The sequence below is a fragment of the Orenia metallireducens genome, from assembly GCF_001693735.1.
Lineage (GTDB): Bacteria > Bacillota > Halanaerobiia > Halobacteroidales > Halobacteroidaceae > Orenia > Orenia metallireducens.
The window spans coordinates 215,627-230,197 of sequence record NZ_LWDV01000008.1; the positions used below are offsets into that span (position 1 = coordinate 215,627).

Consider the following 14,571-nt stretch of genomic DNA (forward strand, 5'->3'; position numbering starts at 1 on the left):
CTCTATAACTTTTATAAGTAATATAAGGGGTGATAAAAGGATGAATTAAATTAATTCACATAAGACTAGTGAAATTATAATTGGTTGATTTAGAAAAGATGGAGGTGTTCTTTTGATGAAGAGAAATGTATTATTTTGTTTGATCTTTCTTATATTAGCTACTTCATTTATGTCTAATATAAGTTATGCTAAGGAGAATTACCAAGTGAAATTACCTAAAGTCAATATAGGTATAATTTATGAAGGTGATGATAATTTCAATTTAAAGTTGAAAAATAGTGTAGAAGAAGAGATATTACAGATATTATCTGAAGAATATCAAGTTGAATTTAGTGAATTTAAAGCCGATAACCTGGCAGTTCAGAATATAGTAATAGATAAATTACTAAGTAATCAGGAGATAGATATTATTATTCCAGCTGGAATTTTAAGCTCTTATACTGTTATTAATAGGGATAATTTAACGAAGCCAGTTCTAGCTCCTTTTCTAATTGATAGTCAGATTCTTTCAATTAAAGAGAATAAGAGTGGAATAAAAAATCTAAACTTTATAACTTCAAGTTCCATTGTAGAAAGGGATATTAAAGTCTTTAAAGAGTTGATTGATTTTAATAAAGTGACTTTTATAATTTCAAGGAATTTTACTCAAGGAGTTATAAATCTACCTAAATTATTGAAAGTAGATGGAGAAAAGAATAATGTAGAAGTAGACTATATATACGCTGATAACTCTAAGGAAGATATTATTAGGGAGTTAGATAAAGTAGAGGTAGCTTATCTGTCACCATTAGTAACAGCCAGTAAAAGGTCTATTCTATTAGATGAACTTAATAAAAGAAAGATTCCTACCTTTACATTAGCAGATATGATAAATGATGAAGGAATTTTAGCAGGATATTCCCATAACAAAGCGATTAATGTTAGAGCTAGAGCTACGGCTCTTAATCTAGAATTGATTTTAGCTGGGAAAGAAGCAGGTAACCTACCTGTTTATATCGATAAAAGTGATGAAGAATTGGTCATAAATATGAAAGTAGCAAAGGAAATAGGGGTTTTACCTAATTGGAATTTATTAAAGAGTGCTAAATTAATTAATCAGGATGATTTAGGTAGAGAACGGTTAACTTTAAAAGAGTCATTAAATATTGCAATTAATAATAATTTAGATTTAGAAGCAAAAATCAAAGATTTAGATATAGCAGAAGATAACTTAAAGCAAGCTCAAAATAAGAAGAGACCCAACCTTGATTTAAATACTACTTATACTCAAGTAGATGAGACTAGAGCAGCAAAGGGAATGGCATCAGAGCAGAAATTAACTGGTGGAATAAAGCTTCAACAAGTCTTATTCAGTGAAGACGCAAATGCCAATATAGAGATTAAAGAGAAATTGTATAAACAACAAAAGTTACAATTAAAACAAGAGAAGCTAGATTTGGTTTTAGAAACTATTAAATCTTATATTAATACATTAAAGGCAAGAGCAGATATTAGATTACAAGAAGAGAATGTCAAGTTGACTAAGGATAATCTAAATATAGCAAGAACCAAGCATGAGATTGGTGCTACAGGACCTGCTGATATATATAGATGGGAGAGCCAACAATCAGTAGAGTTAAGTAGATTGTCAGAGACAGAGAGTCAACTAAAGATGGTGAAAGATAATCTGAAAAGAATTTTAAACCTTCCTTTAACAGCAGATATTAGATTAGAAGAGGTAAGCACTGCTGATATATCTCAAAAATTGGTGGATAAATTTGATGTGAAAAACCCTTGGGAACTAGAAGATATTAGCAGTAGGTTGATTAAAGAGAGTATTAAAAATTCTCCAGAGATAGCAGGCTTAGACTATCTAATTGAAGTTAAAGAACGAGAATATTTAATGAAGAAGAGAAAGTTCTATCTACCACAAGTAGGTTTATCTGCCCAATACGATACTTATTTAGAAGAATGGGGTATAGATGGTCCAGCAGGTGTAGATGCACATGGTGAAGATGAATGGAGTATAGGAATTCAAGCTTCTTTTCCACTATATGATGGTGGGGATAAGCAGGTTGAGCTTGCAAAGGTTGAAAAAGAGATTGAGCAGTTAAAGAAGAAAAAAGAGTCTTTATTAAAGAAGGTAGAGCAGAATCTTAGAAATAAAGTAATTGCAGCTAATACGGAATACAGAAAGAATATGTATTCTCAAGAAGCAGTAAATACAGCATATAAGAGTTTAGAGTTGGTTAGAGATGCTTACTCTAAAGGGCTTGTCTCTATTTCAGAACTGTTAGATGCTCAATCAGCAGTAATCACTGCTAAAAGACAGGAGTTTCTTACAAATTATAATTACTTAATTGCAGTAGCAGAGGTGCAAAGAGCATTAGGGAACTTTGATATTATAAATATTAAATAGTTTTAAAGGAGGAAGAAGATGAAGAGATTAAGAGGTTTATTCATATTATTAACATTAGCAACTCTATCTTTAATAATATCAGGATGCGGTAGCTCATCAGCAGAGCAAGAAGTTGTTGAAGATACTATCAGACCTGTAGAATATCAGCAAGTAGAGCTCAGAAGAGTTGACTCTACTTACTCTTATTCGGGAACATTAGAAACTAATGTGAGTACAAATGTTAGTTTTAGAGTTCCAGGAAAGATAAAGGATATATCCGTAGAAGTAGGTAATAAGGTTAGTAAAGGTCAACTATTAGCTCAATTAGATGATAGTGATTATAAATTACAAGTAAAATCTGTAGAAGCTGGCTTAATGCAAGTCAAAGGTGGAGTAAGTAGTGCTTTAGCTAAAGTATCCCAAATAGAATCTGCTATAGTTAGTGTAGAAGCCCAACTTACTGAAGCAACTAATAACTTTGATAGAGTTAGAAGATTATATGAGAATAATAATGTAGCTAAAGCTGATTATGATAAGGCTAAGGCAGCTAAGGAGTCAGTTGAAGCAAAATTAAAGCAGGTTATAGCACAATTGGCTGAAGCCAAAGAAGGTGTAGAGGTTGCTAAAGCAAGGGTAGTTTCATATCAAAGCCAGTTAGAATTGGCTAAATTAAAGTTAGAGTATACTAAATTAAAGGCACCAATCTCTGGAACTATAGTTAGTAAACATTATGAAGCAAATGAGAATATCAATGCAGGTATGCCTGTCTTTACCCTTGATGGAGATAAGGGATTTGAAGTAAAGGTATTTATTGATGAAGATTTAATCTCAAAGGTAAAAGAAGGTCAGCAGGTATCTGTGGATATTGCAGCTATTAATAAAGCTAATCTTACTGGAGTAGTAGATAAGATTGGAAGACAGGTTAGAGGGTATAAAGGAAACTATCCAGTAACTATAAGAATAACTGAAGGTTTAGAAAGTTTAAAGGCGGGGATGACTGCAAAGGTTCATTTTAACTTCTTAGAAGATAAGAAGAGGTTAATCTTACCAGTGTCGGCAGTAGCAGCTGATGAAGGAGGAAACTTTGTATATACAGTAAGTAGATTAGCTGATGGGCGTGCTAGAGTAAATAAAGTTAGGGTAAAAGTAGGAACTCTTAACTCTAAAGGAATAGAAGTATTAAAAGGTTTAAATACAGGAGAACTTGTGGTAACTAAAGGTGTAACCCAAATAGTAGATAATCAAGAGGTACGGTTATTAAAATAGTGGGGAGGGCTAATATATGGGATTTACTGAATTAGCAATTAAGAAGAAATATGTTACATTTACTCTAATTGCTTTATTAATTATAGGTGGAGTCAGAGCTTATTTTAACTTACCTAAATCTGAGAATCCAGGTTTTATTATCAAAACTGCAACAATAATAACTTACATGCCAGGAGCTAGTCCTGACAAGATTGAGAATCTGATTTCTGATAAGATTGAAGAGGCCGTCAAAGAGATCCCAGAATTAGATTATGTAGATAGTACAAATAAGACAGGTTTTTCATTGGTAAAGGTCAATATAGAGTCAAAATATAAAGATCTTAGACCGATTTGGGACAGTATGAGAAGGAAGGTCAATGCTATTAAAAGTCAATTGCCTTCAAATAGTATAGGGCCTATTATCAATGATGAATATGGTGATGTATTTGGAACTATAATTGGAGTTACCGGAGAAGATTATAGTTATGCTGAACTAGAAGATATGGTTAAAGATATGCGTGATGAGCTATTAACTATAGATGAGGTTGCCAAGGTTGATATAGTAGGAAAGCAAGAGAAGAGAATCTTTATAGAATATGATAATTCAAAATTAGCTGAACTAGGAATCTCTCCATACCAATTACAACAAATTTTAACAAGCAGGAATATCATCCTATCAGGTGGAAATATAGAGTTAGGATCAGAAAGAATACCTCTTGAACCAACAGGAGATTATAAAGATTTAAATGATATTAGGAAAACTTCAATCACACTCCCTGATGGTACTGGAATATATTTAGATGATATAGCAGATGTTAGAGAAGGTTATATAGACCCTGCTAATGCTAAAATGAGAGTAGATGGTAAACAGGCTTTAGGATTAGCTATTTCTATGAAAGATGGAGGACAGATTACTAAATTAGGAGCAAAGGTAAAGGATAAGGTAGAATACTTTAAGAGTCAATATCCTATTGGAGTAAATTTTGATTTTATTTCACAACAATCTGACTTAGTTGAGAAGAAAGTAAGTAGCTTTACTGCCAACTTAATCCAGAGTACTTTAACAGTTATAGCTGTTTTACTAGTATTTTTGGGTTTGAAGGAAGGTTTACTGGTATCTACCTTAGTTCCTGTAGTAATCGCTATTACCTTCTTGTTGATGTCTGTTTTTGGGATAGGAATAGATACTGTTTCTTTAGCAGCTTTGATTATATCCTTAGGAATGTTGGTTGATAATTCTGTTGTTATGGCAGAGTCAATCATATCTAAGTTAGAAGAGGGAATGGGTAAATTAGATGCGGCTATCTCTTCAGCTAAAGAGCTTAAGGTACCTTTATTAGTAGCTTCTTTAGTAACTTGTGCGGCTTTCTCTCCAATAGGCTTTGCTAAATCTGATGTAGGAGAGTTTGCTGGAGGTATTTTTAAGGTTGTTGCATTAGCTTTGATGACATCCTGGGTCTTATCCTTAACGATGGTACCTCTATTTGCTGTCTTATTCTTAAAGATTGATAAGAAGGAAGAGGCGTATAATGGTAAGGTCTATCGAGTTCATAATAGAATATTGTTAACTCTAATGAAGCATAAAATAGTATTTGTAATTTTAGTGCTGTTAATAATCTTCTCAGGAGTAAAAGGGATGGGATTTGTTCCCAAAATATTCATGCCTAAAGATAAGAAAACAGTGATGACCTTTGAAGTCCAATTACCTAAAGGGACCTCGATTGAAAGAACAGAAGATGTTGCCAAAGATATAGATGAGTATATTGAAAATAAATTAAAAGTAAAGCCTGAACAAGAAGAGGTTAATTTCTTTAAACAATTATTGGCTGGTGGAAGTATAGAAAAGTATAAAGATGAAGGGATATTAAATTGGGGAACCTTTATTGGAGAAGGAGCTCCTAGGTTTACTTTAGCTTATAGTGCTGAATTAAATAGCCCTGAATATATCTACTTCTTAATTAATACCACTTCTGTTGAGGTTATTGAAGAATTAATTCTTAAACTAGAAGGTTATACTATCAATCAATTTCCAGATGCTGAGGTTAAAGCTGCTAGATTGGAGATTATGCCAGTTGGTAAACCGATTCAGATTAGGGTATCAGGTAAGGAAATGGATAAGCTTTATGATATAGTTCACTCAGTCAAAGATAAGTTAAGAACTATTAATGGAGTAGAGGATATCAGTGATGATTGGGGTCTAAGAACTAAGAAGTTAAGAATTAAGATAGATCAGGATAGATTAGAGAAGGCAGGTTTGAGTAATAGAGATGTAGCCATCTCATTACTAAGTGTCTTAGATGGTGTGCAATTAACAGAGTATAGAAAAGATGATGATATCATACCAGTGGTCTTAAGGGATAAAAATAGTAAAAATGTAGATATATCTACATTAGAAACAACTAAAGTTTACTCTCTTAGAACAGGTAGGTCAGTTCCTTTAAAGCAGATAGCTGAGATCAAGGCTTTATGGGAGCCATCTATAATATATAGGAGGGATGGTATTAGAACTATTACCGTTAAAGCTGATACTGTTAATGGTATTACTGCTACAGAGGTAAATAATCAATTAAAACCATGGCTTGATAAAGAGCAGGCAAATTGGGGTGCAGGATATAGTTATGCTTTTGGTGGAGAGTATGAGAGTTCAACAGAAGCCAATGAATCTATTGAAGCCCAATTGCCTATCACTGCATTGGTTATATTATTGTTACTTGTAATTCAGTTCAACTCCTATAAGAAGCCTTTGACTATTATCTTAATAGTTCCTCTTACAATAGTAGGAGTAGCAATTGGCTTATTGCTTACCGGAAAGGCCTTTGGCTTTATGGAGATATTGGGGCTAATATCTTTGGTTGGAATAATAGTCAACAACTCGATTGTGTTAATTGATAGAATTGGTATAGAGCTAGATGAATTTAATAGGACTCCACAGGATGCAATTTTAGAGGCTGCTAAAAGAAGATTGCGACCAATCTTTTTGACCAGTGCAACAACGATCTGTGGTCTATTACCCCTTTGGTTTAGTGGTGATGCTTTATTTGGGGGGATGGCAGTATCCTTAATCTTTGGGTTGTCCTTTGGATTATTAATAACTCTTATCGCAGTTCCTGTAGTTTATTCGATAGTCTTCAATATCAATTATAAAGAGTACAACTATAATAATATTGATATTGATAAAAATATGCCTGTTGATAGTTAAGTAAATTATAAAAAGACCCTTAAATTTAAGGGTCTTTTCATAACTTGGGGGGGTGAATGCTACTGTGTTAAGAGAAAAACATTTAATCTTAGTGTTTTTATTGCTTATACTCTTTAACTCAAATAGTGGTTATGCAGCTTTTAAGCAAGATAAAGGTTTAACTAAAGTGATTAAAGATGATGAGATATATTTAATAGAGGATTATCAGAGGTTTGAATCACTTTCAAAGCAAACTGTTGCAGTAGCACTGACAGGTGGAGGGGCTAAGGCATTCTTTAATATAGGGGTGATTAAAGCTTTAGAAGAAGAGGATATTCCAATTGATTTGATTGTAGGAACAAGTATGGGGTCAATTGTGGGGACTATGTATGGGAGTGGAATATCTATTGAGCAGATTGAGGAGATCATTATTAATGTCCCCTTTGCCAAATTATTAGATATTAACTTTATGAATGATGATTATATTTTAGGAACTAGTAAGGTGAATAAATTTCTTGAGGATATAGCACCTTATAAGAGGTTAGAAGATTTTCCTATACCTACAGCCTTATTAACTTTAGAATTAGATAGTGGTAATAAATACCTGATCACTACTAATAGAATCTCTAAAGTAATACAAGCCTCTTATGCTATTCCTTATTTCTTCCCACTTTATCAGATGGAGGGGAAGTATTTTGCAGACCCTGGCATTTTAGAGAATTCTCCTGCTAAAGCAGCTAAGGCATTAGGAGCAGACTTTGTAATTGCTACTACTGTTAAGTCTGAACTAAGCCATGGTAGCTATGAAAATCCAGATAAGATAGTTAACAGATATGTAGATATAGTATCAGAAAATAATAATAGAAGAATAATTGAAAATTATTCAGATATAATAATTGAAGCTAGAGTTGGAGAATATTCTTTTTTTGACTTTAGTAGTGCAGCTGAGTTAATTGAGATTGGGTATCAAGCTACTAAGAAGAAGATGAGTAAGATAAAAGAAGGCTTAAATTCCAAAAAGATTCCTTTAAAGAGGCATCCAGCTAGAAAGAGATTAAATGTAGCACAAGAATTTAATGATATAAAGTATGATAGGATGTTAGTTCCTTCTTTTCACTTTAACTCAATTATCCATTTTGGACAAGATTATTCTCTTTTTAAGCAAGATTTATTAAGAAGTTATATAAATATCCCCCAATATGGTTTTGAATTTGATAAAGATAGTGTTGATTTTAAATTTTTAGCAACTAATAATGCTTCTCAAGATTTAGAAGCAGAGTTTAGGTGGAAAAAGTTGACTAAAAATACTGATATGATAGCCAAGACTAGAATTGAATCTGAGAAAAGAGATGATGGTGAGCTAGGGATTAGATACTATAAAGATAATTATTTTTGGGGAACTGGATTAGGGGTTATAGATAATAATAATTATGTCTTTGCAGATGCTAGATATAAGCTAGAACTCAATAGATGTAATTTAAATGGTGAAGTAGATGTTTTCTTTGATGAGGCAGGGGAAGAACCTAAAATCTTAATCTCTAAAAAGACGTCCTTTAAATTAAGTGATAAGTGGAATTTAAGACCTAAAGTAGTCTTTAATAATAGTAATTTAATAGAGTCTCCTATTATTTATCGAGGAGACGAACCAGATAAATTTGCTAAATTTCAACTCTCTTTAGATTATGCCTATACCTATGAATTTGTAAAAGCGATTAAATTAACGAAGATGCTATATATTAAAGATATTGGAGCATATTTATTTACTGATTATTTAAACGATGAAGTATCATCTATGGCCTATGGGATAGGTCTTAATGGTGATTTTTATCTGTTAGGACTTAAACCTGTTAGGTTAGATGGTTATTTATCCTATGATCAAAATGCGAATGATCCTATTATTAAGATTAATTTAAATTATAATTTTTAAATTTTATTAATTTTTTCTTTAATTTGATTATTTATTATTAGATATGATTGACTATTTGATTTTGATATGATATTTTCAAAAAAAATAAGTGCCTAATAGTCTCTTAATAATTATAATTTTAAAGTTGAGGAGCTGATAGAATGAATCCTAAAAAAGAGAAGATATTTGCAGCGGCTATACAGAAGTTTGCTAAAAAGGGGACATCTGCTACAACTATGCAAGAGATTGCAGAAGAAGCTGGGATAGGGAAGGGAACTTTATACCGTTATTTTAAGAATAAAGAGGATTTGATCTCTTCTTTAATTAAATTTGGTTTAAATGATGTATTAGAGAAAGTAAAAAAAGAGATAAATAAATTAGATGATCCAATTAAGAAGATAGAACAGATAATAATTGTCCAATTAAATTTTTATAAAAATCATGGGGAATTCCATAAATTTCTTACCAGAGAAGTTTGGGGGCATAAACTCAAATTTAAGGATGAGATTAAAGAGATAATGGATAAATATACAGAAATAATTGAAGATATAATTATAGAAGGTATCGAGCAGAAGAAGCTTAAAGAGATGAATCCACTTAATGTTACTATCTCTTTGTTTGGTATGATTTATATAACTTCTGCTCATAGGATTATGTTTGGAAAAGATTTTTCAGCTGATGAGGTTGAAGAGATTAAAGGTGATATTATGGAGATCTATTTTAATGGGATTATTAAAGAGTAACTTTTTGATATCTAAGTTAAGATTCTATTAATTTAGCAGAAAGCATATTAATATGCTTTCTTTTTATCTTTAAGGAGGGTATCTATAGGTATGTGAATTGAAAATGAAACTTAATGGGGATATTGCGACGCTTTTACTTTTTAAAAAGTAGACAAATTATTAGGTTCCGCCTAAGGGCGGGTTACGTTTTTCCTTGATGAAAAAATAACCAAAAAATCAAGAAGAAAATATACCTACGAGTCTATAGACCAAGACTCTTCGTGGCAGAGCCCACTCACTACGCAATCAAAATACTAATTATTATCATTAATCATATTCTTTATTTAAAATTTGATTAAACTCTAAATTCCAGCTCAATTTTTGCTTCGTTCAAACAGGAATTTTCTTCGGTTTTAAAGATTTTAACTGTCAACTGTCAACCGTCAACTGTACACTGTAAACTGAAATAAAAGTGCCGCAATATCTCTATATAGCGTCATGGTTGAATTTTATTCTAGATTCACGAACCTATAATTAACTTACTAAATAAAATTAAACTAAAAAAGAGAATCGATATTTTAGTCATGATATTATGTTTAATTATGATAAATTAGTAGAAAATTATTAATGAGAAGCAGCTTAATCAATTGTCACAACAGGAGGTATTCTAATGGTGAGGTTAGAAGATATTAAAGATGCTCAAAATAGATTGAAAGGGGTAATCAAGAGAAGCAATTTAGATAGTTCAAGAACTTTTAGTCAGCTAAGTGGTAATCAGGTCTATTTGAAGCTAGAAAATTTACAGAAGACTGGCTCTTTTAAGTTAAGGGGGGCTTATAATAAGATAAGCAACTTAACTGCTAAAGAGAAAGAAAAGGGAGTGGTAGCAGCTTCAGCAGGCAATCATGCTCAGGGTGTAGCACTAGCAGCTACCCAAATAGGAATTAAATCAACTATTATTATGCCTAAAGGTGCTCCTATTGCTAAAATCAAGGCTACTAGAGGTTATGGAGCGGAGGTTATTTTAAGTGGTGAGACCTATGATGAAGCCCATCAAAAAGAATTGGAGTATGCTCAAAAGACAGGTGCAACTATTATACCAGCCTTTGATGATCTAGATGTAATTGCTGGTCAAGGAACTATTGGATTAGAGATCTTAGAAGACTTACCTAAAGTAGATGCAGTTATTGCTCCTGTTGGTGGAGGAGGATTGATAGCTGGTATAGCCATAGCTATTAAGGAGATAAATCCTAGGATAAAGGTAATAGGAGTAGAGGCAGATAAGGCAGCCTCTATGAAAGCTTCTTTAAAAGCAGGTAAGCCAATAGATTTAACAGAAGTAAATACAATTGCTGATGGTATTGCTGTCAAAAGACCAGGTAAGTTAACTTATGAAATTATATCTAAGTATGTAGATGAGATTGTAACAGTAGATGATGAAGAGATAGCATATGCTATTTCTATCTTATTAGAAAGGGCAAAATTAATAGTCGAAGGTGCAGGAGCAACAGCATTGGCTGCAGTATTAAATAATAAAGCTTCTTTACAGGGAAAGAAGATTGCTGTTATTTTAAGTGGTGGTAATATTGACTTAGATATGATTTCTGCTATTATTAGTAGGGGAATGATGAAAGCAGGAAGAAGATTGACCTTTACAACTTTATTACCTGATATTCCAGGAGCTTTAGAGAGGCTAGCAGGTATTATTGGTAGAAGTGGAGCCAATATCATTTCAGTTCATCATGATCGTATGAATCCAGATATCTCTCTAAAACAGGCAGAAGTAAAGTTAGTATTGGAGACTAGAGATTCAGCACATATTTCTGAAGTAATATCTATTTTAAAGAATCAAGGTTATAGTATAAAATTATAATATAATTACATATCAAGGAGGAGTTAATAATGGGTAAAAGAATTATTCATACTGACCAAGCACCACAGGCTATAGGACCATATTCTCAAGCAACTGAGTTGAAGGGAACACTCTTTGTCTCAGGGCAAATACCTATTAATCCAGCAACAGGTGAGTTGATTGAGGGTGATGTAGAAGCTCAAACAAAACAGGTATTGGAGAACTTAAAAGCTATCTTATCAGAAGCAGGTTATGACTTTAAGGATGTAATGAAAGCAGAGGTCTTTATCTCTGATATGAATGATTTTAGTCAAATTAATGAAGTTTATGCAGAGTACTTTGCCAAAGAGCCACCTGCTAGAGCCTGCGTAGAAGTAAGTAGATTGCCTAAAGATGTTAAGGTGGAAATAGCTTTAATTGCCATGAAGGGCTAGGAGCAGCAATGAGTGATGAGAAGAGGTTTTTACTCGTTACCTGTCACTTGTCACCGATTACTGAAGTTTGGAATTGTACTAATTAATAGATATTTAGCTATACTAAAAAGTAATTGAAAATAATAATTTAAATCATAATCTATAGAAAGCAAGGTGGTAGTAGTTGTTACAGAAAGAAAATTATCTGCCGATTTTGGCAGGGGTTATAACCTCATTGATCTTTGGCTTCTCTTTTTTATTTACTAAGCGGGCTTTAGATTATTTAGATACCTTTCATTTATTGGCTTTGAGATTTACTTTTGCTGCACTGTTATTGATGGTATTAAAGGCTTTGGGGGTTATCAAGATAGATTTTAAGGGTAAGAGGCTGGGTCTGTTAATTTTATTAGGAGTCTGCCAACCTATAGTTTACTTTATTTGTGAAACTATCGGTTTAGAGTTAACAACCTCTTCAGAAGCAGGGATGATGATTGCTTTAATTCCTGTGTTAGTAACTATTTTGGGAGCAATATTTCTGCAAGAGGTTCCTGATAAGAAGCAATTATTATTTATTATTATTTCCGTAATTGGGGTAATTTTTATAGTTGTGATGAAAGGCAATAGAGAGGTTGATGGGAATTTATTGGGAATATTTACCCTGCTAGGGGCTGTATTTTCTGCAGCATTTTACAATATAATTTCTAGAAAGTCTTCATTACAGTTTAAGCCTATAGAGATAACCTATTTAATGATGATAATGGGAGCAGGTGTATTCAACTCTATCTTTATCTTTAATCATTTTAGAGAAAGGACTATAGCAAATTATTTAACACCTTTAACCTATGGAGATGTACTTTTTGCTATATTCTATCTAGGAGTGTTATCCTCAGTATTGGCATTCTTTTTGGTCAACTTTACATTATCTAAGTTAGAGGCTTCCCGTTCAGCAGTATTTGCTAATTTGACCACAATAATCTCTGTTATTGCAGGGGTATTCTTTAGAGATGAGCCTTTTTATTGGTTCCATCTTGTAGGCGGGATGATGATATTAGTAGGTGTTTGGGGTACTAATTATTATGGTGAGAGAAGGGTTATAATAGAAGAGAGTAATTTGGACCATTAGTGAATATAGAGTGTTTTTGATATTAATTCTCAAAACAAATTGACAGGAATTGATAAATATGTTATTCTATTTTAAAATGAATATTTGAAGATAGAGGAGCAATAATTAAGAGTAATTCTAAGGAGCTAGTGTAGGCTAAGAATTAGAATAAAAGGGATTATTGCCGAAATTTTAAAGTCAGCACAGGCTTTAAAGTTGGGACTATGATTAATAGTCATAGTACTGTCATTAAGAAATTAGTGAAGGGCTATCTTATATCCGATAAATTTGAGAATAGACTGACGGTTATGAGATAATTCATAACCGTTTTTTAAATTTTTAAGGGTGAGTGTGAGTTATATTTATTTGATTATTAAATTAATCAAATTTACTGACACCCACTTCTTATACTAATAAATATAATAAAATAAGAGTAGTGAGAGAGGAGCGATTAAGATGAAATTACAAGGAACAATGAGTATCAATCAACAAGGTCAGTTAGAGATTGCAGGTCATAGCTTAATTAAGATAGCCAAAGAGTATGGTAGTCCTTTATATATTTTAGATGAAGCAGAGATTAGAAATAACTGTCGAGCTTACCGAGAAGCTTTTGAGAAGTGGTATCCTAATTCAATGACACTTTATGCTAGTAAAGCCTTCTTAAGCTTAGCAATGGCAAGAATTATCGACCAAGAAGGGTTAGGGTTAGATGTAGTATCTGGTGGAGAGTTATATACAGCCTTGAAGGCTGATTTCCCAGCAGATAAGATTTACTTCCATGGAAATAATAAGACTAAAGCAGAGATTGAAATGGCTTTAGATGCTAAGATTAATGCTTTTGTAGTAGATAATAGATATGAATTGGATATGTTAAATAGAATGGCAGGAGAGAAAGGTATAGTTGCTGATATCTTACTTAGAGTTACCCCAGGAATTGAGGCACATACTCACAGTTATATCCAAACTGGTCAAACCGACTCTAAATTCGGCTTAGGTATCCAAAATGGATTGGCTTTAGCTGCAATTAAAGAGGCAGTCAATTTAGAGAATGTCAATTTAAAGGGAATCCACTGCCATATCGGTTCTCAAATTTTTAAATTAGAGTCCTTTGCTAAAGCAGTAGATGTAATGTTAGAGTTTGTAGAAGAGGTTAAGGAAGAAGCAGGGGTTATTTTAGAAGAGTTAAATTTAGGTGGAGGAATTGGAATTCCTTATACTGAAGCTGAAGAGAAGCCTGATATTGAAGAGTATGCTAAGATTGTAGCAGGGTCTATCAAGGCTAAATGTAAAGAACTAGAGATTCCATTACCTAAGGTGATTAATGAGCCAGGTCGTTCAATCATTGCTACAGCAGGTTCTACTCTATATACTGTAGGTTCTATCAAAGAGATTCCAGGAATCCGTAAGTATGTAGCAGTTAATGGTGGAATGACCGATAATATTAGACCTGCTCTATATGAAGCAAAGTATGAAGCTATCTTAGTCAATAAAGCAGACCAAGCAGGAGAAGAGGTAGTAACAATCACTGGTAAGTGCTGTGAGTCTGGAGATATCTTAATCAGAGACATTAAGTTACCTAAAGCAGAGTCTGGTGATTTATTATTAATCTCTTGTACAGGTGCTTATGGTTACTCAATGAGCAGTAATTATAATGCTTTAACTAGACCGGGAGTATTATTGGTCAGTGAAGATAGTATCGATTGGGTAGTTAAGCCACAAAGCTATGATGACTTAATTGCTAATGATGTAATCCCAGAAAGATTAAAATAATCTCAA

9 protein-coding genes and 1 riboswitch are annotated in these 14,571 nt (G+C 32.7%); all 9 genes read left to right on the forward strand.

The annotated features are described in order from the left end of the window. Positions 1–115 precede the first annotated feature (115 nt). The 9 genes from U472_RS05885 (at position 116) to lysA (ending at position 14,565) form a co-directional block, all read left to right on the forward strand. Positions 116–2,398 (forward strand): ABC transporter substrate binding protein, encoded by a 2,283-nt coding sequence (locus U472_RS05885; protein ID WP_068716478.1) that lies wholly within the window; start codon positions 116–118, stop codon positions 2,396–2,398. 18 nt (positions 2,399–2,416) lie between these two features. Further along, positions 2,417–3,643 (forward strand): efflux RND transporter periplasmic adaptor subunit, encoded by a 1,227-nt coding sequence (locus tag U472_RS05890; RefSeq protein ID WP_068716480.1) that lies wholly within the window; start codon positions 2,417–2,419, stop codon positions 3,641–3,643. Between the two features lie 16 nt (positions 3,644–3,659). Further along, the gene (locus U472_RS05895) at positions 3,660–6,821 is read left to right on the forward strand and encodes an efflux RND transporter permease subunit (RefSeq protein ID WP_068716482.1); all 3,162 of its coding nucleotides are present in this window, start codon (positions 3,660–3,662) and stop codon (positions 6,819–6,821) included. 64 nt (positions 6,822–6,885) lie between these two features. Then, positions 6,886–8,727, forward strand: a complete 1,842-nt coding sequence (locus U472_RS05900; protein WP_068716484.1) for a patatin-like phospholipase family protein — start codon at positions 6,886–6,888, stop codon at positions 8,725–8,727. Between the two features lie 140 nt (positions 8,728–8,867). Beyond that, positions 8,868–9,449 carry a TetR/AcrR family transcriptional regulator gene (locus U472_RS05905; RefSeq protein ID WP_068716485.1) on the forward strand — a complete coding sequence of 194 codons (582 nt, stop codon included), beginning with the start codon at positions 8,868–8,870 and terminating at the stop codon, positions 9,447–9,449. A gap of 649 nt (positions 9,450–10,098) precedes the next feature. Then, on the forward strand, positions 10,099–11,301 hold the full coding sequence (gene ilvA, locus U472_RS05910) for a threonine ammonia-lyase (protein ID WP_068716487.1): 1,203 nt from the start codon (positions 10,099–10,101) through the stop codon (positions 11,299–11,301). 29 nt (positions 11,302–11,330) lie between these two features. Beyond that, on the forward strand, positions 11,331–11,714 hold the full coding sequence (locus U472_RS05915; RefSeq protein WP_068716489.1) for a RidA family protein: 384 nt from the start codon (positions 11,331–11,333) through the stop codon (positions 11,712–11,714). Between the two features lie 163 nt (positions 11,715–11,877). Next, positions 11,878–12,816, forward strand: a complete 939-nt coding sequence (locus tag U472_RS05920; RefSeq protein WP_068716490.1) for a DMT family transporter — start codon at positions 11,878–11,880, stop codon at positions 12,814–12,816. Between the two features lie 83 nt (positions 12,817–12,899). Beyond that, positions 12,900–13,074: riboswitch (Lysine riboswitch) on the forward strand. A gap of 177 nt (positions 13,075–13,251) precedes the next feature. Next, on the forward strand, positions 13,252–14,565 hold the full coding sequence (gene lysA / locus U472_RS05925; protein WP_068716492.1) for a diaminopimelate decarboxylase: 1,314 nt from the start codon (positions 13,252–13,254) through the stop codon (positions 14,563–14,565). Positions 14,566–14,571 lie beyond the last annotated feature (6 nt).

What these genes read in the sequence shown, in the direction of transcription:
- U472_RS05885 (WP_068716478.1), top strand. Translation starts at nt 116, where the DNA reads ATGAAGAGAAATGTATTATTTTGTTTGATCTTTCTTATATTAGCTACT.
- U472_RS05890 (WP_068716480.1), top strand. Translation starts at nt 2,417, where the DNA reads ATGAAGAGATTAAGAGGTTTATTCATATTATTAACATTAGCAACTCTA.
- U472_RS05895 (WP_068716482.1), top strand. Translation starts at nt 3,660, where the DNA reads ATGGGATTTACTGAATTAGCAATTAAGAAGAAATATGTTACATTTACT.
- U472_RS05905 (WP_068716485.1), top strand. Translation starts at nt 8,868, where the DNA reads ATGAATCCTAAAAAAGAGAAGATATTTGCAGCGGCTATACAGAAGTTT.
- ilvA (WP_068716487.1), top strand. Translation starts at nt 10,099, where the DNA reads ATGGTGAGGTTAGAAGATATTAAAGATGCTCAAAATAGATTGAAAGGG.
- U472_RS05915 (WP_068716489.1), top strand. Translation starts at nt 11,331, where the DNA reads ATGGGTAAAAGAATTATTCATACTGACCAAGCACCACAGGCTATAGGA.
- lysA (WP_068716492.1), top strand. Translation starts at nt 13,252, where the DNA reads ATGAAATTACAAGGAACAATGAGTATCAATCAACAAGGTCAGTTAGAG.